Annotated in this window: 23 protein-coding genes; 10 read left to right on the forward strand and 13 right to left on the reverse strand. The window is 64.4% G+C overall.

Annotated features, from left to right (window positions below; translation table 11 throughout):
- Positions 1–114: 114 nt before the first annotated feature.
- The gene (locus C4900_RS11590) at positions 115–1,416 is read right to left on the reverse strand and encodes a hypothetical protein (protein WP_065971244.1); all 1,302 of its coding nucleotides are present in this window, start codon (positions 1,414–1,416) and stop codon (positions 115–117) included.
- A 736-nt stretch (positions 1,417–2,152) separates the two neighbouring features.
- Positions 2,153–3,076: a sulfurtransferase gene (locus C4900_RS11595; protein ID WP_170132533.1), complete on the reverse strand. Its 924-nt coding sequence runs from the start codon at positions 3,074–3,076 to the stop codon at positions 2,153–2,155.
- A gap of 237 nt (positions 3,077–3,313) precedes the next feature.
- Here C4900_RS11595 and C4900_RS11600 point away from each other — a divergent pair, with 237 nt between their 5' ends.
- The 5 genes from C4900_RS11600 to C4900_RS11620 all read left to right on the forward strand — a co-directional run bounded on the left by C4900_RS11600 (position 3,314) and on the right by C4900_RS11620 (position 7,530).
- Positions 3,314–4,009 (forward strand): glutathione S-transferase N-terminal domain-containing protein, encoded by a 696-nt coding sequence (locus C4900_RS11600; protein ID WP_211306922.1) that lies wholly within the window; start codon positions 3,314–3,316, stop codon positions 4,007–4,009.
- 59 nt (positions 4,010–4,068) lie between these two features.
- A complete protein-coding gene (locus tag C4900_RS11605; RefSeq protein ID WP_114283132.1) occupies positions 4,069–5,013 on the forward strand; it encodes a DMT family transporter in 945 nt (314 codons plus the stop codon).
- 224 nt (positions 5,014–5,237) lie between these two features.
- Positions 5,238–5,768 carry a DUF302 domain-containing protein gene (locus C4900_RS11610; protein ID WP_114283133.1) on the forward strand — a complete coding sequence of 177 codons (531 nt, stop codon included), beginning with the start codon at positions 5,238–5,240 and terminating at the stop codon, positions 5,766–5,768.
- Positions 5,769–6,028: 260 nt separating this feature from the next.
- Complete coding sequence (locus tag C4900_RS11615; RefSeq protein ID WP_065971247.1) at positions 6,029–6,232, forward strand: hypothetical protein; 204 nt, start codon at positions 6,029–6,031, stop codon at positions 6,230–6,232.
- 131 nt (positions 6,233–6,363) lie between these two features.
- The gene (locus C4900_RS11620) at positions 6,364–7,530 is read left to right on the forward strand and encodes a multiheme c-type cytochrome (protein WP_141689318.1); all 1,167 of its coding nucleotides are present in this window, start codon (positions 6,364–6,366) and stop codon (positions 7,528–7,530) included.
- 38 nt (positions 7,531–7,568) lie between these two features.
- Here C4900_RS11620 and C4900_RS11625 read toward each other — a convergent pair whose 3' ends face one another.
- Together C4900_RS11625 and C4900_RS11630 are read right to left on the reverse strand one after the other, a co-directional pair.
- Entirely contained in the window at positions 7,569–7,919 is a 351-nt protein-coding gene (locus C4900_RS11625) for a heavy-metal-associated domain-containing protein (RefSeq protein WP_114283134.1), read from the reverse strand.
- Positions 7,920–7,930: 11 nt separating this feature from the next.
- Complete coding sequence (locus tag C4900_RS11630; protein ID WP_233432004.1) at positions 7,931–8,317, reverse strand: mercuric transporter MerT family protein; 387 nt, start codon at positions 8,315–8,317, stop codon at positions 7,931–7,933.
- A gap of 239 nt (positions 8,318–8,556) precedes the next feature.
- Between C4900_RS11630 and C4900_RS11635 the strand changes: the two genes are divergently transcribed.
- On the forward strand, positions 8,557–10,410 hold the full coding sequence (locus C4900_RS11635) for a glycoside hydrolase family 15 protein (protein ID WP_083995979.1): 1,854 nt from the start codon (positions 8,557–8,559) through the stop codon (positions 10,408–10,410).
- Here the strand turns inward: C4900_RS11635 and C4900_RS11640 are convergent.
- From C4900_RS11640 to mtnA, 8 genes are all read right to left on the reverse strand, one after another.
- Positions 10,371–11,042 (reverse strand): class I SAM-dependent methyltransferase, encoded by a 672-nt coding sequence (locus tag C4900_RS11640; RefSeq protein ID WP_065971251.1) that lies wholly within the window; start codon positions 11,040–11,042, stop codon positions 10,371–10,373. The two genes, C4900_RS11635 and C4900_RS11640, sit on opposite strands and share 40 nt — an antisense overlap.
- A gap of 99 nt (positions 11,043–11,141) precedes the next feature.
- The gene (locus C4900_RS11645) at positions 11,142–11,936 is read right to left on the reverse strand and encodes a sulfite exporter TauE/SafE family protein (protein WP_211306924.1); all 795 of its coding nucleotides are present in this window, start codon (positions 11,934–11,936) and stop codon (positions 11,142–11,144) included.
- Between the two features lie 622 nt (positions 11,937–12,558).
- Positions 12,559–12,963: a hypothetical protein gene (locus tag C4900_RS16360; RefSeq protein WP_065970512.1), complete on the reverse strand. Its 405-nt coding sequence runs from the start codon at positions 12,961–12,963 to the stop codon at positions 12,559–12,561.
- Positions 12,960–13,595, reverse strand: a complete 636-nt coding sequence (locus tag C4900_RS11655) for a cytochrome c oxidase subunit 3 (protein ID WP_065970510.1) — start codon at positions 13,593–13,595, stop codon at positions 12,960–12,962. The genes C4900_RS16360 and C4900_RS11655 overlap by 4 nt, the downstream gene beginning before the upstream one ends.
- Positions 13,596–13,695: 100 nt before the next feature.
- Positions 13,696–15,774 (reverse strand): cbb3-type cytochrome c oxidase subunit I, encoded by a 2,079-nt coding sequence (locus C4900_RS11660; protein WP_083995840.1) that lies wholly within the window; start codon positions 15,772–15,774, stop codon positions 13,696–13,698.
- A gap of 15 nt (positions 15,775–15,789) precedes the next feature.
- Positions 15,790–16,776 (reverse strand): ubiquinol oxidase subunit II, encoded by a 987-nt coding sequence (locus C4900_RS11665; RefSeq protein WP_114283135.1) that lies wholly within the window; start codon positions 16,774–16,776, stop codon positions 15,790–15,792.
- A gap of 517 nt (positions 16,777–17,293) precedes the next feature.
- Positions 17,294–17,812, reverse strand: coding sequence for a hypothetical protein (locus C4900_RS11670; protein ID WP_114283136.1), 519 nt, complete (start codon positions 17,810–17,812; stop codon positions 17,294–17,296).
- Between the two features lie 139 nt (positions 17,813–17,951).
- The gene (gene mtnA, locus C4900_RS11675; protein WP_211306925.1) at positions 17,952–19,013 is read right to left on the reverse strand and encodes an S-methyl-5-thioribose-1-phosphate isomerase; all 1,062 of its coding nucleotides are present in this window, start codon (positions 19,011–19,013) and stop codon (positions 17,952–17,954) included.
- A 120-nt stretch (positions 19,014–19,133) separates the two neighbouring features.
- On the opposite strand from mtnA, the gene C4900_RS16080 reads away from it, so the two are divergent.
- Genes C4900_RS16080 through C4900_RS11695 form a run of 4 tightly spaced genes read left to right on the forward strand, consistent with a single transcriptional unit; the run spans position 19,134 to position 21,956 of the window.
- Positions 19,134–19,283 carry a hypothetical protein gene (locus C4900_RS16080; protein WP_170132534.1) on the forward strand — a complete coding sequence of 50 codons (150 nt, stop codon included), beginning with the start codon at positions 19,134–19,136 and terminating at the stop codon, positions 19,281–19,283.
- Positions 19,280–20,605 (forward strand): TRZ/ATZ family hydrolase, encoded by a 1,326-nt coding sequence (locus C4900_RS11685; RefSeq protein ID WP_211306926.1) that lies wholly within the window; start codon positions 19,280–19,282, stop codon positions 20,603–20,605. The genes C4900_RS16080 and C4900_RS11685 overlap by 4 nt, the downstream gene beginning before the upstream one ends.
- Complete coding sequence (ubiG, locus tag C4900_RS11690; RefSeq protein WP_114283139.1) at positions 20,602–21,312, forward strand: bifunctional 2-polyprenyl-6-hydroxyphenol methylase/3-demethylubiquinol 3-O-methyltransferase UbiG; 711 nt, start codon at positions 20,602–20,604, stop codon at positions 21,310–21,312. The genes C4900_RS11685 and ubiG overlap by 4 nt, the downstream gene beginning before the upstream one ends.
- On the forward strand, positions 21,309–21,956 hold the full coding sequence (locus C4900_RS11695) for an HAD family hydrolase (protein WP_065972074.1): 648 nt from the start codon (positions 21,309–21,311) through the stop codon (positions 21,954–21,956). Before ubiG ends, C4900_RS11695 begins: the two co-directional genes overlap by 4 nt.
- Here C4900_RS11695 and queD read toward each other — a convergent pair.
- Positions 21,918–22,313 (reverse strand): 6-carboxytetrahydropterin synthase QueD, encoded by a 396-nt coding sequence (gene queD, locus C4900_RS11700; RefSeq protein ID WP_065972073.1) that lies wholly within the window; start codon positions 22,311–22,313, stop codon positions 21,918–21,920. The genes C4900_RS11695 and queD overlap by 39 nt on opposite strands.
- Between the last annotated feature and the right edge of the window lie 5 nt (positions 22,314–22,318).

The following is a 22,318-nucleotide window of genomic DNA, read 5'->3' on the forward strand; positions in this document are numbered from 1 at the left end:
ATCCAACATCTTAACCCACTTTTTTTCCGTCATTGCAAGCCCATTCACCATAAAAAAATGGGGGAGGATCACTCCTCCCCCGCCCAACAACTTAGGAGGACTTATTAAATTCCCTTAGTGTATGAGACGCACACCGAACGGCAGGCTCACCATCACACTGACAGCGTTATCGTCAGCAAGCTTCGGCTGATTATTGATATGCGTGCGGTCGTACTCCACATAATAGCGTACGCCGTTACGCGCGAGATAAATCCCTACCAGACTCTTTTGATTAAGACTTGTCGTGGTCAGGCCGGTGCCGGTATAGCTTGGCGCCAGCATGGGTCCGACGGCTGATGGCGTCTGGCCATACGATCCGACAGGTAGCACATTCTCTGAATTGTAGGTGCTGTAACGAAACACCGCCATGAAATGCTTCGCAGGGCGATACCCGGCCGCCGCGAACCAACCGCGCGCGATCCCGTGGCTTCCGCCCGGCTGCGTGTCATTGGCATGCTGATATTCATACCATACCCACAGAGGATCCTTTGCGAAGTTCCCCCAGCGGGCGTCGATGGCGTACTTCCGTTGCTGATAGCTGCTATTCGGCGCCCCGCCACCGCCGGCGATAACCTGCCGCCCGTTCTCGACACTTCCGGCCAGACCAAACGGCCCGAAATCGACCCCGGCGTGCGCCAAGATCTGATCGGGATGGTCCATACTACTGCCGGTCTGCGACAGCCCCGTGCCGTTGTAATAGCCCAAGGCATAATCCACGGCTAAGGGACCGCGCATAACCTGATTGAAGGCCATGACACCCATCTCGCGCACACCGTTGAACAGGCTGTCTGGGCCAGGAGGGCCAATGAACTCGTTATAATCTATGCTAAGCGTAGCAGGCGAGTAATTGATCCAGGGGAGGATACCGGCCGCCGCAAGGCCCTCCTCAGAAAACGGGATCAACATCTGCCCCACCTCCAGGTGCACGCCAGGTATGTAGTTCAAGGTCACGTTCGCGTCGAGTACACGCGCCCGTGCCCCGGTCCCCGCATTACTGCCCGGCATGCCTGGATAATAGGCATTGGGGTTGGCAGCATTGTTGGCAAACTCCGCCAAAAAGAAGTAATCGATGTTGGGCCCTATAGAGCCACGGATGCCGGGTCGGACGCGGTAGAATTTGAACTGTGAGTAGCCATTGACCGTTCCATTGGCGTTGCTCGTCTGCGCATAGGCATAGCCCGGCTGAATCACCCCAAACAGCAAGGCGCTGGGTTTCTGTTGAGGTTTTTCCGTTCCATAGACCATGGTCCACGCCGGCATGGGCTTTTCGTTCATCGAGGGTAGCAAGCCCGCGAATGCAACGGCTGAGGTCGTCAGCATTGCCCCCGCCCCCAAGGCCCGTGCCAACCAGCTCAGTTTCTTATTCGGCTTCTTCATTACGTCTCCTCCGGTTCCTTTATGGTTATTGCCAGACCACCACTCAAGACATTCTCAGCCGTCCACCTCCCTCAAGAGCCGTTCGATGCCCCGCAGGCATTGGCCATCGACCCCTTCTTCGTGCCGGACGTATGATGGCCTCCGTCCCCCGCCATACCGCTTGTCGATCCCGAGGTCGCGCCGCCCGCGGACCGCGCCGTACTCGGGGCTGCACTCGTTGTACCTGTGGAAGGACTCTGGGCCGCGGTCTTGTGATGGCACGCGCTGAGCGCCAGCAGACTTGCCACCGTTACCATCGACATCAGTAGGCGTCTGGCAGGCGTATTCATAAACCTCCTCCTGGCCTGAAGTTCAGGCTATTATTATATTATTTATTATTTCGTAATCTGTGTATCGACTTCGTGAAGGCTCCCCATTCCCGCGACATTGATTCCACTGTGTCGGAACGTTTTGTGGACATTCGCGCCGTCTAGTCTGCTTGTACAACAAGTGCCCCGTACACGCAACCTCATTTGTCAAACCCTGGCTGTAATCCCATGGCCGCCAATCTCTGAAATGGCCCAACCTTGTACCGTGGCGTCCTGTAAGCACTTTGCAAAGGCACTGCGAAGTCCCGGCCGAGCGGTCGCCTTCTTTCGCGACCGTGTATGCAGGGTTTCCGGATGCCCGCCCCGGAGGGTGTCGGCCTACGACCCCCCTTTTCCAAAAATCTTCGCGAGCCCATGCACGCCTTTAGCTAGTTGACGAAGCCGACCGAGACCGGGTCACGATGATGGTAGGCCCATTGGGTCATCGAGCCATCGTAGAGACGGACATTCTTGTACCCCAGCTCCTGCGTGGCCACAAACCAGCCGATGCTTGCCCAGTGCCCGGTGTTGCAGTAGGTCACCATCGGCGCGCCATGATTCTCGGGAAAGCCCGCCACGCGCGCCAGGGCCTCGAGCTTGGCCTTGGGTAATAGATTGCCGTTATGTCCGACCATCCAGGTGACGGGATAGGGGACGGCGCCCGGGATGTGCCCGTATCGCGCCACGAACGGGGCCTTGGTGAGACCGACGATCTGATGCATCGGACGGTTGTCCACCAGTACCACGTGGGTATGTAGGTCGGCGCGCACCTGCTGCAATGTGGCGTAGATCTGCGGCTGAAAGTGGGCCGTGAGATTGCCGTGCGCGTGGCGTACGGTCTTCGTCAAGGCGCCATGGCTCTTGAGCCAGCCCTCGAAGCCGCCGTTCAGAAGCGCCTCGCTGTTGTGGCCGAGGACCTTCAGTGTCCAGAAGGCCCGGGTCTCACCCCCCAGACCGAGGCCCATCGGCGTGGCGAGGTCATTGTAGACAACTACCTCGGAGTTATTGTTGACGCCTACCGACCGGAGATAGGCCTGGATGACGGGGATCGGCGGGAGCATGCGATTGACGCCGCGGATCATCATGCGCCAATGGACGTAAGGGGCCGATATGGCCCCGGGGATGTGGCCGGCGGCATAGGCCTTGGGCGAGCGTAAGTCCAGGATCACGAGGCGCTTGTCGTGGAGATGGGCCTTTAGCCAGTGCGGGCTCACTATGGGGCCCGGCAAGGCCGCCAGAGCGGTCCCCGAGATCGCGCTTAGGCACAGCGCCGCCAACACATTACGATGCAACGTGGATATTTTTATCCCCATGACGTTCATCCCCCCAGGGTGGTTCCGGATATGGTTGTCGTGGCGGGCTGGTAGCAAGAGACGGACCATTTTGCGATGGCCTTGAATTGGCGTTGGTTTTTTGAGAGTTGCAGGCGGGTCATATCACCAGCATGGTGACCATGATCACCAATTTGGTGACTTTGAGTGGATGACCAGAACGGTCTTCCCGGGGCCGCCAAGCCCAGTATGAGGGATATCGTCCCATGAGGCTTGTCCATGACCGGACCGGCCCCTATGATGACCGATATCAAAAGACACTCGGAACATGGCATGATCCTGTTCTATGCGGCCGGCGCGAGCTCCCTGGCGCCCCATATCCTGCTACGCGAGACCGGGGCACCGTTTACTTTGGAGCGAGTCGACCTTGCCACGAAACGCTGGCGCAACGGCGATTATCGAGAGGTCACGCCCAAGGCCTACGTCCCAGCCCTGAGACTCGATGACGGCGACATACTCACCGAGTGCGCCGTGATCCTGAGCTATATTGCAGACCAGGCGCCAGGGCAGGGACTCATGCCGCTTGCAGGATCGCGCGCTCGATACCATGCCTGTGCGTGGCTCAATTTTCTAGCGACCGAGATCCACGGTAACTTCATCACCCCGGACCGTCACGGGGGCGTGGCCGCCAACTTCCTCGCCAACACCGCAGAGGGTCAGGCGGCCAGCCGCGCGCTCGTGGCGCCGCGCCTGGACTATATCGACCGGATGCTAAACGGACGCCGGTTCCTGACCGGCGAGTCGTTTGCCGCGCCCGACGCCTATCTCTTCGTGATGCTCACCTGGGCGCTGCGCATCGAGCTCGATCTCGCGCCCTGGGCGCGGCTCGCGGATTATTTCGCGCGCATCGCCGCGCGCCCGGCAGTGAGCATGGCCCGCCAGATCGAAGGGCCGCCACACGCGCTCAAGCCCTAATCCCCATACCCGCACGACATTGGTGGCGGCCGCCGGTACGAGGCGATTGAGAATTCGCCATGCCAGGCGATGGTCTTTGGCGCTATGATCGCGGTTTTGCGGGAACCAGCATGGACTTGAGGCGGAATCTTCCCGTGGCGAGCGCCACGCTCCTGGTGCTAGTCGGCATGGCGGCCAATAGTCTTCTGGCGCGCGCCGCGCTCGCTGGCCATCTGATCGGGCCCACGCTCTTTACGCTCCTGCGGCTAGCCGGCGGCGCGGTCCTGCTCACGGTCTTGTCGGCGATCCGTCGCGTCCCGCTCCGGCGTCCGCAGGCGAACGTGTTGTGGTTATTCCTCTACGCCGCCGCGTTCTCCTACACCTACGTCGTGCTGGGCGCCGCCATGGGTGCCCTGCTGCTCTTTTTCGCGGTGCAGCTCACGATGTTCGTGGGCGCCATGATCGGCGGCGAGCGGCCCACCACGGCGCACGTGCTGGGCGGCCTTCTGGCGCTCGCCGGGCTCTATATCCTGGTGGCCCTGCAACTCCATCGGCCGGCACCCTGGGCGGTCGTGGGCATGCTCGCCGCGGGCCTCGGCTGGGGCCTTTATTCCATAGGCGGGCGCGGGGTCCGCGATCCTCTGGCGCACACCACGGTCAATTTCCTCTACGCCGCCTTGCTGAGCGTCGGCCTCGCGCTTTTGCGTCTCGGTTGGCGGGTCGGGCCGGGGTCCTCGCCGCACTGGACAGGTGTGCTCGAGGCGTTGGTCTCGGGGGCCGTGACCTCGGCACCTGTCTACCTGCTTTGGTACGCGCTACTGCCCCGACTGCGCACCGTGTTCGCGGCCACGGTACAACTCGCAGTCCCTGTGATTGTCGCCATGGGGGGCTGGGCGTTCTTGGGAGAGCCGATAACCGCGCGGCTGGCGGTGGCCGGCGCTCTGGTCCTTACGGGGGTGGGCCTTACGATGCGTCGCACAGGACGCCCGCCCCGCGCCCTCAACGCGGGCCCCGGCGCCCATTGAGGTTGCCAGAGCCTGCCATCCCAGGCCCGGCGGCCATCGCCGCATCGCTGTAAGGTTCGCCGCGACCTAAACGACTAAGCGCACAACCATCCTTTTGGGGTGGAGGTTGCTTCGCCCAGGGACGGGCACCGGATTACACACCGTCCGACGAAGGGGACCTCGGACGACTGGCCACCGGCAAGGGCCCGGGGCCATACACGGTTTTGCCGACCAGGAGACCCTCTATGCCGGATCGCGTCACCTCCTCTAAACGGCACCACGCGATACCGCGTCTGCGTGCCCTCCTCATCGGGCTTTTGCTGACTACCGCCGCGTTTTCGGCCCAGGCGGCCATGGGCTATCCCGGCACGCACACGGACACGACACGCTACCGCTATCCAGTGCTCTTGCAACGGCTCATCGCCGCGGTCAAGGCCCACCACATGGTGGTCGTAGCCCAGGCGAGCGCCAGTCACGGGGCGGCGGCCCGGGGGATCAAGATCCCGGGGAACGCCGTCGTCATGGTGTTTCGTAACGATTTCGCCGTGACCATGCTCAAAGACAGCGTGGCCGCCGGTATCGAGGCACCACTCAGGATCTATGTCACGGCCAATCGTCATGGCACCGCCGACCTCACCTACCGCACGCCGAGCGCGGTCTTTGCCCCTTACCACAATCCCGCGCTGAACCGCCTGGCACGCACCCTGGACCCGATCTTTGCGGCTATCGTGCGTCAGGCGGCCGGGCCCGGGGCCAAGCCCAGCCACCTCTCCTGACGGTCGTCCGGCCGCCGACGCTCCGCCACGCCTGGGTTAAGAGGCCGGATGGGGTGTAAGATCTGGCCATGGCGCGCGACTAAGCACGAAGTCCCTCACCTTGCACGGGGACTGCCGTGCCCAGGCGGCCAGGAAGGCCCGGGGCATGGTCCTTACGATAACAAGGGCCGATACGAAGGTCCTAGGCGAAGGGATGCGCCGCATCATGCTGTCCGGGGACAGTGTTGTCATCACCACTAGCACTATTAAAGGAGTTTCTGATGAAGATAGCGACCTATGCACTGCACACCGCGATGGCCCTGGCTGCAACCGTGGCCCTCACGACGGCACAGGCGAGCATGAAGAACGCCTGCGGCTCCCAAGGACAGATGATGAAGAAATCCGGCTGCGGCTCCCAAGGCGGCACCATGAAGAGCTCCTATAGCTCCAAAAAAGGTAAGATGAAGAACGCCTGCGGCTCCTAAGGTCGTAACCGGCACCCGTGGCCGCACGGGGCCCTGGCCACACTTCCCCCCGCTCCCGCCCTTCGGGGCGGGCGGGGTTTTTCCCCGTTTTACACAAGGCCTCCGGACGCGCAGCCCGCAAGCACCGCGCCGTGCGGTGGTGGCTCGCGCTGTTGCTATTCAACCCCGCCATGCCGACGTGGGCCTGGCCGACCACGGCCTTTCTGAGTCACTACTGGCATAGACCAGTCCCCATCGGAGGGCCGTCGCCCCCTCATTGGCCGGCCTTCGAGACCGCGCTGTCGGCACGCGCCTGCGGCCAATGCCATATCAGTCAATATCGAGAGTGGCGCAAGAGCCGTCACGCCCTGGCCATGGGGCCAGGGGTCATCGGCCAGCTTGCCCAGGCCGGCCTTGGCCGTTGGGCATTCGTGCGCGGCTGTCTGTCGTGTCATGCCCCCGCGCGTCGTCAATGGCGTGAGGTCAAAGCCGCCTTGGCAGGCCAGCCGCTTGCGACCCTAGCGCGGCAAGGCGTCACCTGCGCCGACTGCCATGTGCGTCACTACCAGCGCTTCGGTCCACCCCTCGAACCGTATCTGGCCGCCGGACGCATCGTCCATAATGGCTTTACCCCAAGCCGGGATTTCATGCGGAGTCGATTTTGCATAAGCTGTCATCAATTCCATCGGGATGGTGCGCGCCTGCACGGCGCCCTTCTGGAAAACGTCTATGGCGAATGGCGCAAGAGCCGTTACGCACGCGAGGGGGTGACGTGCCAGAGCTGCCACATGCCCGACGGGCGCCACAACTTCTATGGGATACACAACCCGCGCTTCGTGCGCCGCGCGCTCACCATCCGCTTCCGGGCACAGCCCCGCATTGCGCACCACGCCCTCATCGCCCGCCTCGTCATCACGAATTCGGGAGTCGGCCACGATTTCCCGACCTACACGACCCCCGAGGTGATCGCCACCGTCTGGCAGCGCTGCGCGCGCCATGTGTGCCCGGGCAGTGTCCGCCGCCTCGTCATAGCGCGGCGCATCAGTCTCGATCTCAAGCATCAATACTTCGATACCCGGATCAAGCCCGGACAATCCCGCGAGCTCTCCTATGACGTCAAAAGGGCCGCGCACGCCACAGCGCTTGCGGCGCGCATCATGGTCTACCCCGACGCCGCCTATGTGCGCTTCTTCCGTGCCTATCTCGTACGCTATACGCTCACCGCAAGCGAGCGACGCACCATCCAGCGGGCGCTCGCCCGCGACCAGCATTCCGACTATGTCCTGTGGCAGGCTGATCGCCCCCTGGCGCCACGATAGTCGCCATGGACGGATGGGCGGGACGATGGTGTCGAGCCTCAGGCGCCCTTGCCGCGCACCACGGTCCCAGGGAAACCGGCGTTCTTGACCGCTTTCAAAAACACCGCCGGGCGCGTGCGGGTCGGGATGTATTTCACGGTAACGTTCTGCGTCGATTCATCGACACCCACGCCCATCACGCCGGGTAGGCGGATGAGCGACATGTACACGGCGGTGGCGCACGAATGATTGCTGCAGGTCATCCCGGGAATATGGATGACGACCTGCGCGAAGCGCACGGCGACTGCGTGCGCCGACCCGTGCGGACTGATCGCCGCCATGGCCGGCCCCAGGGCCGCTACCGAGGTCAGGGTGACCATGAGAATCCACAAACGCGTGACGGGCTTCATATGAGATGCTCCTAGGGTGTAGTGGGGATGGACGGCACGATCAAGGCGGGTAGCACATAAGGCGCGAGCAGCGTGACCGCCACCAAGGCGGTACCAAACCAGAGCCACAAGGCCGAACGCCTAGCCGTGGGTGGGCAGCTGCATGCCGCCGCCCGGCGCCGCTCCCGCCAATAACGGACATGCGCGAACGCGAGCAGGCCCAGGGTCATGGCCATAAGCCATGGGCGCAGCGGGTCCAGGATCGTAAGATCCGAGACCCAGGCACCGCCGATGCCGGCCACCACCAGGACGAGCGGGCCCACACAACAGATCGATGCCAGAAATCCCGTAACCACCGCCGCACACAATCCGCGCGGGCCAGTAGCCAGCGGTCGAGAACGCGTGCCCTTATCCGCCATCACACCCAAAACCCTCGCCATGATCGACAAGGCTAGTTCCGTACCCAGGTACGGAATCAAGGCCGTCCGACGCGCACCGTGGCAGGGCCGCTCGCGTATGACGATCCCATCTCAAAACTTGCCCCGGGCACGGCAAAAGCGCTATACAGGAACGACGCCCCGCCAAGCGGTGGGCCACCATCACCACGGGTTGGCGCGCCAGACACCCGCCGCGCCGTTCCCGCCCTGCAGGAGATGCGATGTCAGACCCAAAAAACGAGAATCTGCCCATCGAAGACTACGCGCTCATCGGCAACACCATAACCGGGGCGCTGGTTGGCAAAAACGGCTCGATCGACTGGTTCTGCGCCCCGCGCCTGGACTCCGCCGCGTGCTTTGCCGCGCTGCTCGGTGATCGCGACAACGGCCACTGGCAGATCGCGCCGGCCGACGGCACATGGACGGTTCGTCGCCGGTATCGCGACAACACCCTGATCCTCGAGACGGAATTCGAGACGTCACAGGGTTGTGCGCGTCTTACCGACTTCATGGTCATGAACGGCCACGACTCCGAGGAACACTGCCGCCTCGTGCGCATCGTCGAGGGGGTGAGCGGCTCGATCGACATGGAGATGGTGCTTGTCATTCGCTTCTACTACGGGTCCATGGTCCCGTGGGTACGCCGGGTGGGCGATGCGCGGCTCGCAGTCGCGGGGCCCGACAGTCTCCACCTCACCGCCACGGTTCCCGTCTATGGCCATGACCAGACGACCCGTGCACGGTTCACGCTCACCGCCGGTCAGCGGGAGATATTCCATCTCGGCTACCAACCGACCCATCATACGGCCTACGAGCCTCCGGAACCACTCGCCGCGCTTGCCCATACCGAGGCCTGGTGGCGCACCTGGGTGGCCCAGGGCCACTATGAAGGCCCGTGGCGCACCATCGTCATGCGCTCGCTCATCACCCTGAAGGCGCTCACCTGCCGCTCCACCGGGGCCATCGCCGCCGCGCTCACCACCTCCCTGCCGGAACAACTCGGGGGCACGCGCAACTGGGATTACCGGTACTGTTGGCTGCGCGACGCCACCTTCACGCTCTGGTCACTGCTCACGACCGGCTACACCGAAGAGGCCGTCGCCTGGCGCGAATGGCTCATGCGCGCGGTCGCCGGCCATCCGGCCGACCTCCAGATCGTCTACGGCGTGGCCGGCGAACGCTGGATCGGGGAACGCGAGATCCCCTGGCTGCGAGGCTATGAGGGCGCATCGCCGGTACGCATCGGCAACGCCGCCGCCGATCAGTTTCAGATCGATGTCTATGGTGAACTCATGGACTCCCTGCACCTCGCGCGCAGCGTGGGGCTTAATCCCGAGGCCCATGTCTGGGATATCCAGCGCGCGGTCATGGGGTTCCTGGAGACCCACTGGCATCTCCCCGATGACGGCATCTGGGAGATGCGCGGGGGACGCCGGCACTTCACCCACTCCAAGGTCATGGCCTGGGTGGCCTTCGATCGCGCGGTCAAGGATGCCACGCGCTATGGGCTCGAGGGGCCCGTGGAACGCTGGCAAGAGATCCGCGATACCATCCATGCGGACGTCTGCGCGCACGGCTTCAATGTCGCAAAGAACAGCTTCACGCAGTATTACGGCAGCGAGTCCCTGGATGCGAGCCTGCTCATGATGGCCCTGGTCGGCTTTCTGCCGGCGACCGACGCACGCATCGTCGGTACCGTGCGCGCCATCGAGGACGAACTCATGGACGATGGCCTCGTCTTGCGCTATCGCCCGCAGGAGTCGAACGATGGCCTGCCAGGCACTGAAGGGGTGTTCCTACCCTGCTCGTTCTGGCTCGTCGACAATCTCGTGTTGCAGGGGCGAGATAGCGAGGCCCGGCAGCTCTTTGCGCGTCTCGTGGGTCTTTGCAACGACGTAGGTCTGCTATCCGAAGAGTACGACCCGGCGGCGCGGCGACTGGTCGGCAATTTCCCGCAGGCCTTCACGCATGTGGCCCTGGTGAATTCCGCGCGTAACCTTGCAGGCGACGGGCCCGCCGCGCACCGCGCGCGTAATCAGCCGGCGGCCACAGGGGGCGCCGAGGCGCGACGGTAGATGCGCGTCAACCAGATCAGGGTGCGGGCCTCGAAGGCGGGCTCGAAGCCAGCGGCACGCATCTGTCCGTCGATGGTCGTCGGATCATGCACGAATGGTCGATAGGTGCTGCCCACGACCCGGAACAGCCCGGCGCCGAGGTGCGCGGCCGCGCGATTGAACCAATGCCGTCGTGGGAGGGTCAAGGCGCAGGCCTGCTTGGTGCGCCCTATGGTCGCGGCCATCAGCCCCGGGGCATCCGGGTAGCAGCACACGACCTTGTCGAGCAGTGTGATGTCGGCGGCCTCGAGCGCAGGGGCCATGACCTGGAAATCCCCCGACACGTATCGCACCCGCTCCGCAAGTCCCTGGCGTGCCGCCAGTGCCCGCGCCTCGGTCAACATCGCCTCGGCAAGATCGACCCCGACCGCGGTAGCCGCCCCGCGCAACAACAGGTGTTGATGGAAATACCCGACCCCGCAGCCGATCTCGAGCAGCGAGCGGCCGTCAAAGCCGACCTCGCGCAGACCCGCGACCAGTTGCTTTTGGGTCGCCTCCAGGCCGCGCCGTTCATAGCGACGCGTATAGCGCCGCGAGAAGTGCCCGAAACAACGCCCGATTCCGCAGGTCGTACCACCGCAGCATCCCGCCATGCTTACCTCCCGGATCACCGAAGTCTAGGCCGGATCGCGCCCATCCCACAAGCGCGGCGGGCCGTGGCGGCCAATCCCAAGCGACTGCGGCCATGTCCATTACCCCCCAAATACCATCTGCACGCCGACTAGGATCAATAGGACACCGAACACGCGCTTCAATTGCGTGACCGGCAGGTTGTGGGCGAGGTGCACGCCGAGCGGCACGACCAGCAGGGCGACGGTGGTGAGCCCAGCCAGGGCCGGCAGATAAATATAACCGACAGTACCCGGCGGCAGACCGGCCCGATGCTGGCCGGAGAGCGCAAAGCCCAGGGCGCCAAAGAACGCGATCGGCAGCCCCAGGGTCGCGGAGATGGCGATCGCGCGGCGCATGTCGACGTTGCAAGCGGTCAGGAACGGGACGGTCAGGCTGCCGCCTCCAATGCCCAGGATCGCCGACAAGGCCCCTATGCCCACCCCCACACCCATGAGCGCGGGGCGTGCCGGTAGGCGCCAATGGGCCGCCGGCCGCCAGTCGGCGAACACCTGCAGGCCGACTAGGGTCAGAAACACCCCGAAGATCTCCTTCAAGAGGACACCGGGCAGAAAACCCGCCAGATAGCCGCTGGCAAGACTCCCGACCAAGGTGGCAAGCCCAAGCGGCGCGGCCACCGACCAGTCGATCGCACCCCGCTTCTGCTGCGCGCGGATGGCGGCAAGCGAAGTAAAGAGGATGCTGGCAAGCGATGTCCCTATGGCAAGCTTCATGGCCAGTCCCGGGGCGAGATGCTCTTTGCCAAACACAAATACCAGCGCCGGCACCACCACACTGCCCCCGCCGATGCCGAGCATGCCGGCGAGCAGCCCGGTGACAAGCCCAAGCCCCATGTAGACGAGAATCATCACCACCATGCCGCCCTACCCCACGCGCCACAAACGCCCCTCATACCATGTCGCCATAGCCTACGGCAACGCGACCAGCCCGTATGGACACACGGTTGCGCCCAAGCCGCGCCGCGAGCGCCACACCTCGATCACGGAACATCCGAGGCGGACCTGGGCGACGGGATGGGTGGCCAGCAACGGCCGGGAGGCTACTTTGTGAGAGGATCTCGTACGGAACACAGGACAGGCGAACGCCTACGGCGCGAAGACCCCGCGCAAGCCATGGGCCGTTACCGTGCGTCTCAGTCTTTGTCATCATGTATCGCCCGGGCGCCCGCGCGCGTTGCGATGCCCATCCGCGGGGAGGATGGTACGTCCATCCGCAGCCTCCCGGCACCCCCTTGCGAGGCAGGTCGCCATCGTGCGCACCCTCTGCCGTACGCCCGCTGAAGAGGGCATCCCGACCTTAGGGGGACAGCTAAGGATTACGCCGTTGTTGCAGGTATCGCGTCTATCACCCAGCTGCTGGAGTGGCGCGTCATCGCAGAGACGAGGGGCGGCCACCGCCGCCCCTCGCCATCTCTTATTCGCCAAGGGCCTCGAATCGCTTGTGGGCCGGCGTCCTTATGCCGCGCCGATGTCGTCAAGGTCAGCCCGGCGCCCTTGCGCTAGCGCTCGCCTGGGCGCGGCTTGCGGGCGCGCTCACATGCGCGACGGGCATCAACATAGTGCGCCGGTAGAGGCCATGGAACATCCACGAGGTGAGTCCTATGGTGAGGATGAACAACGGGATGAACAGTATCAGCGCCACCGTCTGCCAGATCTGCGTCTCGGAGACGTTCAGATGCAGGAGCAGCACACACTGGATGAGCGCCGCAAGACCCGCCACCACCGAGATCGCGATACCGATGTCCATGGGCGCGAGCGTATGCTCACGGACGATCCAAAGCGACAAGCCCATCAACGCAAGCCCCAGCAGGTAGGCGACGACATAGCCGCCGCCCGCCAGTTGGACCTCCGGGTGTTGCCATGCGTTATCCGTGGTATGCGTCATACGATCGCGCCTCGCAGATAGAGAAAGGTAAACATAAAGACCCACATCACGGCCTGGAAGTGCCAGAAGAGCCGCAGGTTCAGCAGCCGATAGACGACCTTCTCGGTAAGCCCCGTGAACGCCACCTGGATGAGCATCACAAGCATCCAGGCGATGCCCGCTACCACATGCAAACCGTGATAGAACACGAGCGTGAAGAATGCCGACAGATAGCCGCTGCGTTGTGGGGTGGCGCCCATGCGGAATAGATGCAGGATCTCGTGGATGTCGACCGACAGGAAGCCAAGCGCGATCAAGAGCGCCGCCGTGATCCCGAGCATCACCCCGCCACGATGGCCCTTCTTCAGGGCGATCATGGCAAAACCGTAGGCAAGAACGCTTGAAAAAAGCCACACGGTCTCCTTGAATGCCACGCCCGGATGGGCCACGGTCGTAGCCCATGGGCCACCGGCGGCGTTGACCTCGTGTCCAAGGACCGTATAGGCCGCAAACAACGCCGTGAACATCATGGCGTCGCTCAACATGTACAGCCAGAAGCCCAGGGTCCGCGTCGATATGGCGTCGTGCCCGTGGCCTGACGACCACATCGGACTTTTCCTGGCATCCAGCATCCCGCTCGTCGCCGTGCTCATCACTCTCTCTCCCATAAGGCTATCGTGATCCCAAAGGCCGCCGCGCCGGCCATTTCCGACCGCCACGGCAGACAGCGCCTTGTCTTCGCAGCGCCTGTTGCTACATACCCTCGCGGAACGCCGGCACACCGCCTATCACATCATCGGCCACCGGACGCCCGCTCGGGATGTCGCGGATGGCACGTTCCATGCGCTCGATGTCCTTGGCGGCGATCGTATAGTCAGTATCGTGATCGAAGGACCGGATGACGATGAGCGCTATGATCGCCGCGGTACAGACCTCGGCCAGCCACCAGATGCGCCACACGAGACCGAAGGCCAAACCAAAGGATAGGAGGCCGAGCCACAGCGGGGTCGCGGTGTTGCGCGGCATGTGGATGTCCTCATAGCGTTCCGGGCGTACGGTATCGACCCCATGCTCCACACGCCAGGCGCGCTCGTCACGGGCATGCACCTCGGGGGTCACCGCGAAGTTGTAGAAGGGCACCGGTGAATGCGTCATCCACTCGAGACTGCGCGACGTCTCCCAGGCATCGAGGCCGACACGATTACGTGCGCGATCGCGGAAACTCACATAGAGCTGGGCGAGCAGCGCCACCACCGACAACACATAGATCCCGATCCCCACCACCTCGACATCGAGCAGCGGCCCCCACTGCGGGAAGGCGATGTAATCGAGGCGCCGGGTCATGCCCATGAAGCCCAGCGTGAACATGGGGATGAAGACCACTGCGGTACCGGCGGTGAACAACCAGAAGAACATCTTCCCGAAGCGTTGCTCCAAGCGGAATCCGAAGACCTTCGGGAACCAGTAATTCACGCCACCGAATATGGCGTAGACGATGAGCAGCAGCATCATGTGGAAATGGGCCACCACAAACACGCTGTTATGGACCATGTAGTCGTTGGTCGCAAACGCGTTCATCATGCCGGTGAGTCCGCCCACGAGCAGGAAGAACAGGGCTGCCGAGGCCCACATCATGGGCAGTTCGAAGCGCAGACGTCCGCGAAACATCGTAAACGCCCAGTTGAACACCTTGACCCCGGTGGGGATGCCGACCGCCATGGTGGTGATGCTGAAAAACGCATTGACCGCCGGCGCCGAGGCCATGGTGAAGAAGTGATGCAACCACACCCCCCACGACACCCCGGCGATGCCAAGCGACGCCAGCACCATACCCATGTAGCCAAAGAGCGGCTTTTCGGAAAAGGTCGGGATGATCTCCGAGATCATGCCAAACGCCGGCAGGATTACGAAGTACACCTCCGGATGACCCCATATCCAGAAGAGGTCGTTATAGAGCATCAGGTTACCGCCCAGGCCCGCGGTATAGAAATGCGTGCCGACATAACGATCGAGGGCCAGCAGCGCGAGCGTCACGGTGAGCACCGGGAAGGTCGTGAGGCTGATCAGGTTGGCACTCAAAGAGGCCCATGTGAAGATCGGCAGCCGTCCCCAGGTCATGCCCGGGGCGCGCATCTTCACGATCGTCGCCAGCAGATTGATGCCGCCCAGTGTCGTACCGATGCTGCTCAACTGAAAGGCCCACATCCAGTAATCGACGCCGACCCCCGGGCTATAGGGGAGCTCCATTACCGGGACGATCCCGAACCAGCCGGCATGGGCAAAATCCCCGATGAAGAGCGAGACCATCACGAGCGCCGCGCCGGCGGCGGTAAGCCACAGGGACACCGCGTTCAGATAGGGGTAGGCCATGTCGCGGGCGCCGATCTGTAAGGGCACCAGGATGTTCATGATGCCGACCAAAAGCGGGGTCGCGGCGAACAGGATCATGATGGTCCCGTGCGCGGTGTAGATTTGATCGAAATGATAAGGCGTGAGATAACCGTGCAGCGAGTGCAGGTAGCCCGGCGAATGCGGCCCCACCGCCAAGGCCTGCTGGGTGCGCATCATGACCGCATCTATGAAGCCGCGAAACAGCATCACAAGGCCGATCAGGATGTACATGATGCCGATCTTCTTGTGATCGACCGAGGTCAGCCAGTCCCGCCACAGCGTACGCCACATCCCGAAATAGGTGGCAAGCCCAATCAGCACGACGGCCAGCAGCGTCGCGAACACGAAGGTCCCGACCAGGATAGGGTTGTTATAGGGTATCTCGCTCAGCGCCAAGCGGCCCAACAGCGGGCTCCACGGCCCATCGATATGCACTAGCATGAACGATTCCTCTCCTTAATCTCGGTTGTGGGCGTCGCGGCGGGCCTGCCGGCGCAGATAGCCCGTCATGTTCTCGGTCATGGCCATCGGTGTCGGGTAGGTCTTGCCGGCCATGGTCTCGGCCACCACATGCCGGAACAGACCCGGCTGGACCTGTGAGAAGTAGGCCACGCGGCCATGGACGTTGATCGTCGGCCGCGCGACCGTTCGGAAGGTCGCGTAGGTGAGGTGTGCCGGCGCGGTCTGGACCTTGGCCACCCACGCGCCGAACGCCTGGGGCGAGACCGCGCGCGTCTCGAAGTCCATCCACGAAAACCCCGCGCCGCTGTAATCGGCGGAGAATCCCTCGTAGGTCCCGGTGCTCGAGGCCACGAGCGATTGCCGGACGCGCATGCCCGGCATGACGTCGATCATGCCGACCAGCTGCGGTATGTAGAAATCATTGACGACGGTCGCCGACGTCAGCCGGAAACGCACCGGAACACCGGTGGGGATGACCAGGCGATCGACGGTGGCGATGTGCTGTTTGGGGTACACGAACACCCATTGCCAGTCGGTGGAGATGACGTCGACGTCGAGCGGATCCCGGGCATGGGTAGCGCGCTCGGCGCGCGCAATGACTGTCGGGTGATAGGGGTTCACGGCATAGATGGCCTTGACCGAATAGTAAGACAGGATCCCGACGGTCACGATCGGTATGCCCCAGACGATCGCCTCGAGGACGTTGGAGTGGTCCCATCGGCCATCGTAATGCCCGCGCCCGCCGTCCTTGCGGTAATGGCGCATCGCCCACACGATGAAGATCCCGGTGGGCACGATGATGAGTAGCATGACTAGGACATCGAGGGTCAGGTAATGGTCCTGAGTCGCGGAGATGATCCCCTTGGGGTCCAGCATCCAGAAATCATCCCCGGCGTGCTGCTTAACGCAGCCCGCGAGAAGCCAGAGTGGCGCAAGGGAAAGGACCCGCCACACCCGTGATCGCAACCTGTTTGTTGGCATATCTCCGAAAGCCTCATGAATGTGGCGGGTCGGCGCCCGGGCCCTGGAGGGACCGGCCGCCACCCTGCCCGTCGTGTCCGCCGCCGCGCGGATCGCCGCGAGGCGCCATCGGGAGCCGGTCCCTACCGCAAGAGAGATACCCGGCTCAGCGGGCGCTATCCTAAGGGGATAGATCCGGGGGTGTTTTGACACAGATCAGAGACATCGGAGCATTCTTATAGTCGGAAGCTCTAATAGTCGTAAGCCCTCATGCCGCGCATCGGGGCCCGGTGAGGGCCGGCCGAGTCCTTTGGGCTTCGGCGGGCATAGCGGCGATTCGTGCCGGGAGATGGCAGCGCACGGCGGTGGCGCGTCCCGCTCGTCCTTCGCCCGGGATGGGTTTTCTGAACCATGGGAGGGTGGTCGGGGAAGTGCGGGCGCCTTGCCAGGCCAAAAGCGGCGCGACCAAAGCCCCGCCCCACAATCGGCGAGACGCGCGCGGGAGGCCTCCTTATAAGGCCGCCTCAGGTCTTGGCAATCAGGGGTTTCGCTTGTGGTGGGCCAGGGCCTGCCGGACGCGCGCGGCTACGAGCGTGGCATAGATGCGCTTTTGCGCAGGCGAGAGCCGCCGGTAGGCCTTGTGATGGTAGGGTACCATTTCGACGGCGAGCCGGGCCGTATCGTCGCCCACGGCGTGGATGGCGCGCTCCAAGCGCGTGATATCGGGATGACTCTCCTGGCTCAAGCGCGCATAAAGCGCATAGGCCTTCTGTAGTCTGCGATTATCCTGCAGCGTCGTTCTCGCCATGCCATCCTTGAGCGCCGTCTCTTGCCGGCGCTGCGCCGACGTGAGGTGCAGGGACTTTTGCTGGAGGATCCAGTAAGGCCCAGGATGATATAGGCCGTAATAGGTGCTAAAACCGAGCGCGTGGGCCCGAAAATACGCCTGCGCCGCGCGCTTCTGGGCCATCGACAGGGCCGACAGACGATCGTGGGCGGACACCGCCCCCATCCCCAGCACCATCATCCCCAACACCACGATACGTCCCGCGTTCACCGGCGCGCCTCCGGGTACCTTTCGCGGCACCTTAGCATGGCGCACGGCCCTGGAAACAGGGACCCGGGGCGCTCGTGTGCCTCCCTAAAGAACCCAGGCCGCCCACGCCCTTCGGGAGCGACCTGGATGCGGGCCGCGCTCAGACGGGGGTCGGCTGCGCCAGAAGCCGCGCCATACCCTCGGCATCGGGGGATGGCAGCACCCCGCGCTCAGTGATGAGCGCTGTGATGAGCGCCGCCGGCGTCACATCGAAGACCGGATTCCAGGCACGCGCCCCCGCCGGGCTATGCGTGAGCCCCTGGCAGCCCAACACCTCGCCCTCGGCGCGCTCCTCGATGGGAATCCCGTGGCCGTCGGGGGTCGCGACATCGATCGTGCTGACCGGGGCCACGACGTAAAAGGGCACGCCGTGATGGCGCGCCGATATCGCGAGCCCATAGGTCCCGATCTTGTTGGCGGTATCGCCGTTGGCGGCGATACGATCGGCGCCCACGAGCACCGCTGCGATATCACCCGCACGAAGCCGCGCGGCGGCCGCGCCGTCGGCGAGCACGGTCACCGGCAGCCCCTCCTCCACGAGCTCCCAGGCGGTGAGCCGGGCCCCCTGCAGCCACGGACGGGTCTCATCGGCATAGACCATGCGGATGCCGCCGGTGGCGGCCGCGGCGCGCACCACGCCCAGCGCCGTGCCATAGCCGCCGGTGGCGAGCGCCCCCGTGTTACAGTGCGTGAGCACACGGGCCTGCGGCGGCAGCAAGGCCGCGCCGAGCGCGCCCATACGTCGGTTGGCGGCGATATCCTCATCATGCAGCCGCCGCGCGGCCGCGAGCACCGCGGCCACCGGGGACCCCGCGCCGATGGTCTCCATTACACGCTCCATGACATCCAGGGCCCAGCCGAGATTCACGGCCGTCGGGCGACTTTCGCGCAGCGCGGCAAGATCGACGCGCGCGGCCGCGCGCCAGTCGGTGGGTGCGCGTCTGTAGGCCTCGCTGACCGCCAGCACCGCGCCATAGGCCGCGGTCACCCCGATCGCCGGTGCCCCGCGCACGACCATGGCGGTGATGGCGGCCGCGACCTCGGCGGCCGTCGCGCACTCTTCATAGCGTAGCGTCGCGGGCAGCACGCGCTGATCCAAAAGCCGCACCACGCCATCGCGCCACGCGACGGCGCGCACCTTGTCATAGAGAACCGCATCCACACCCATATTCCTCCACACCCTGCGCCTCATGCCCGGCGATGATGCTATCATGAGGACGGCCGCCTTTTCGTCGGGTCAATGGCAAAAAGTCTCGGACAGCCCCGGCTCGCCGACAGCGGCATGGGGAAAAAGCTTGCGCGTCAAGACGCCACGGCGCGCGATTTCGGCGACACCTTCGTCTGGCGGGAGGGCGGTCGCGTGATCGAGATCGAGACCTTCCGCGCCCCGACCGCGCAGGCGCGCCAGACCCCAAACCGCACGAGGCTATGATGGACTGCGATCTCTGCCTGAAGGCCCCTTGGATTATCCCGGTGGAACCGCGCGGCCAGGTGCTGTACGACCACGCCGTGCTCATACGCGACGGCCGCATCGCCGCACTGCTGCCGCAGGCCGCGGCACCCGCGGCGGCGCACACCATAGATCTCCCCGGTCATGTCCTGCTCCCGGGGCTCGTCAATGCCCATACCCACGCCGCCATGACACTCTTTCGCGGGCTTGCCGACGACCTGCCGCTCGCGCAATGGCTAAACGAGCACATCTGGCCGGCGGAGGGCCGCCATGTCAATGGCGACTTCGCGCGCGACGGCAGCGCGCTCGCCGCGCTCGAGATGATCCGCGGCGGTACCACCTGTTTCGCGGACATGTACTTCTTCGCCGACGAGACCGCGCGCGTGGCCACGAGCGCGGGGCTGCGCGCGGCGATTGGTCTCGTGGTCATCGACGTCCCGACCGCCTGGGCCCGCGATCCCGAGGAATATCTAAGCCGCGGGATCGCGCTGTGCGACCGCTGGCGCCACGATCCGCTCATAACACCGATGCTCGCCCCGCACGCCCCGTACTCGGTATCCGATGACACCCTGACGCAGATCCGCGTGCGCGCCGACGAGCTCGATATCGCCCTGCACATGCACATCCACGAGACCGCAGGCGAGATCACCCAGTCGCTGCACAGCCACGGCGTACGCCCCCTGGCACGGCTCGACCGCTTGGGGCTCGTCCATGCCAACCTCATGGCCGTGCACATGACCCAGCTGACCACAGACGAGATCGCGTTGTGCGCCGAGCGTGGGGTGAGCGTCGTCCACTGTCCCGAGTCCAACTTGAAGATCGCCGCCGGCATCTGCCCGGTCACGGCACTCACCCGCGCCGGGGTCAATGTCGCCCTCGGCACCGATGGCGCGGCCAGCAATAACGACCTCGACATGTTCGGGGAGATGCGTACAGCGGCCTTGATCGCCAAGGGTACGAGCGGGGATGCCACCGCCGTGCCGGCGGCGGTGGCGCTGGAGATGGCCACCTTGAACGGCGCCCGGGCCCTGGGACTTTGCGATGACATCGGGTCGCTCGTCGTCGGCAAGAGCGCCGATCTGATTGCAGTCGACTTGGGTGCGCCCTCCACACAGCCCGTCTATGACCCGCTTTCACAACTCATCTATGCCGCAAGCCGTGATCAGGTGACGCATGTCTGGGTCGCGGGCCGGCCGCTGTTGCGCGACCGGCAAGTGCTGACCCTGGACGAAACGGCGATCATCGGCCGCGCTGCGGCCTGGCGTGATAAGATACGCGCGAGCGATCATGGAGGCCTGTCATGACCCCGGCGCAGAATGCCGACCCCAAAGAACTCCAACGATTCGAGGCAGTCGCCGGCCACTGGTGGGATCCGCAGGGACCGCTCAAGACCCTGCATGGCATGAACCCATTGCGCCTGCGGTTCATCAAGGAACGCGTCGATCTGGCAGGCCGCAAGGTGCTGGACGTAGGCTGTGGCGGAGGCCTGCTCACGGAAGCCATGACCGCCGCCGGGGCCAATGTGACGGGCATCGATCTGGCGCACGAGGCGCTGCTCGTGGCGCGCCTGCATGCCATCGAAAACGGCCTTGCCATCGACTATTGCGAGACCTCAGTCGAAGACCTCGCGCACACGAGCCCGGCCGCCTTTGACGTCGTGACCTGCCTTGAGATGCTGGAACATGTGCCCGACCCCGCGTCGGTGGTTGCGAGCTGCGCGCGACTGGTGAAGCCCGGCGGCCGGGTGTTCTTCTCGACCATCAATCGCACACCCAAGGCGTGGTTGATGGCGGTCGTGGGCGCGGAGTACGTGCTGAACATCCTGCCGCGCGGCACCCACGAGTATGCGCGCTTCATCCGCCCCTCGGAGCTCGCCGCATGGATGCGGGCCGCGGGGCTCGCGACCGAGACCATAAGCGGCGTGCGCTACTGGCCGGTGGTGAATCACTATGCGCTGTCGCCGGTGGTCGACGTCAATTATCTCGTGTGTGCACGGCGCGAAGAACCTTGACGCCGAAGGCCGTACTGTTCGACCTGGATGGCACGCTCGCCAACACCGCCCCGGATCTGGCCCTGGCGCTTATGGCGTTGCGTCCGCCGGGAAGCCCACCTGTGGACCCGGAACGGGTGCGGCGGGCGACGGCGGTAGGCACAGTCGCGCTGTTGCGCGAAGGACTCGGCCTTGAGCCGGGCATGGCCGACTACGAGGCGACGCGCGCCGCCTTTCTGGCTCATTATCAGCGCCTGATCGGCACCGCCACCGAACCGAACGCGGGCATGATCGAGGTCTTGGATGCGCTTGAGACACGCGATCTTCCCTGGGGGATCGTGACCAACAAACCCGAACGCTTGGCGGCGCGCGTGCTCGCCGCCCTGGGCTTGAGCGGCCGCGCCCGCTGCTTGGTCGGCGGCGATACGCTGGCGCGTCGTAAGCCCCACCCCGATCCCCTACTCCACGCCTGCCGCCTCTTGCAGATCACCCCCGAACATTGCCTCTACGTGGGCGACGACCAGGGGGACATCGAGGCGGCCCATGCCGCTGGTATGCCGGGCCTCGCGGTCGCCTTCGGCTATGCCGCCCCGGATGAAGCCGGGCGCTGGGGGGCCGATGGTCTGTTAATCACCCCCGCCGACCTTTTGGCCTTCCTTGACTGATCCCGGTCCTTCATAGGCGCAGCCGGAGGTGCAGGTCTCGTGGATCACGACCCGTGCAAGCCCCGGAAGCGCGCCTGCGAGCCGCCCCCACACGTACTGGGCAAGGCGCTCGCTGGTCGGATTTTCGAGGCCCACGATATCGTTCAGATAACGATGATCGAGATCGTCGAAGATCGGCCGGAAGGCCGCGCCGACGTCCGCAAAATCCATCACCCAGCCACGCTGGGCATCGACCACCCCGCGCACGTGGACATCAATGCGAAACGAGTGCCCATGCAACCGCCAGCACTTATGGCCCTCGGGCAGGCCGGGCAGACGATGCGCGGCCTCGATCCGGAAGCTCTTAAATATCTCCATGGTCC

The organism is Acidiferrobacter thiooxydans (assembly GCF_003333315.1).
Lineage (GTDB): Bacteria > Pseudomonadota > Gammaproteobacteria > Acidiferrobacterales > Acidiferrobacteraceae > Acidiferrobacter > Acidiferrobacter thiooxydans.